This window comes from Nonomuraea longicatena, from assembly GCF_039525605.1.
Classification (GTDB): domain Bacteria; phylum Actinomycetota; class Actinomycetes; order Streptosporangiales; family Streptosporangiaceae; genus Nonomuraea; species Nonomuraea longicatena.
Genome location: NZ_BAAAHQ010000080.1, coordinates 1 through 997, shown reverse-complemented (window position 1 = coordinate 997; position 997 = coordinate 1). Strand labels below are relative to the sequence as shown.

Here is a 997-nt window from a genome sequence, read left to right as displayed (position 1 = left end):
CATTTCAGATAGCACTAGACAAGATGATCCACAGCGAAGACCCGGAAACCAATTTCGGGCAATTCGCGGTCGCCGACCTATCCAATTACGTCCGGCTGATTGAGGCGATCATTCAGCACATCGCTTCTGTGTCTCGCCTGCCTGTGCATTACATGCTTCAGCAGAGCGGGCAACCGCCGTCTGGCGCGAACATCAAGAGCGCTGAGGCGGGGCTAGTGGCGAAGGTGCGGCAGCGTCAGCGCACCTATGGCGAAGGCTGGGAGAACGTGATGAGGCTCGCGTTCGCGGTCAAGGATGACCGCCGCCAGGACGCCCACCGAGCCGAGACGATTTGGAAGGACGCCGAATACCGCTCTGAGGCAGAGCACATTGACGCGCTTCTGAAGCTCCGGAGCCTCGGGGTCCCTAAGCGTCAGCTCTGGCAGGACGCCGGTTACACGCCGTCGCAGATTGAGCGCTTCGAGGCGATGGCGACTCAGGAGCTACTCGACGTTCAGCTACATCGTGACCTGGGGGCTTCCCCCTCTGGGGAACAGCCTGCCAGCTCTGCGGGTGGTGGCGCGGATACTCCCAGTGAGTCGGGGCAGTCGCGCAAGGCAATCGCCGAGGCTGCCTAGTGGCCGTCGAGGAGGACCTAGCGCGCGTGCGCCTGGCGCATAGCCGGGCGCGTGCTTCGCTGCGCACGAACGTTGTCCGGCGCATCGTCGATCTCTGGCGAAACCTGGGCTCGTGGGACCGGGCGGACATCCCCCGGTTCGCGCCTCCGGCTGCCCAGCTTGTCAGGGCCGGGCAGATTCAAGAGGGGCGCCTAGCCGTTGGCTACATGGATCGGGTCTCCCGACTCCGTACCGGCCGTCCCTCCCCCACTGTGCCCGTTGACCGCGTGCCCGGCCGCCGGGGCGGCGTCGAGCTGGGCGCCGTGTACAAGCGCCCCTTCGTCTGGACGTGGACAGAGATGGGCGACGACAAGCCTCTAGCTCAAGCCGTCGAGTCGGCG

General features: G+C 65.2%; 1 protein-coding gene. It reads left to right on the top strand.

Going from position 1 to position 997, the window contains the following annotated elements; all coding sequences use genetic code 11:
• The coding region (locus ABD120_RS39250; protein ID WP_343955547.1) for a phage portal protein at positions 1-617 on the top strand (617 nt) is incomplete at its 5' end.
• Positions 618-997 lie beyond the last annotated feature (380 nt).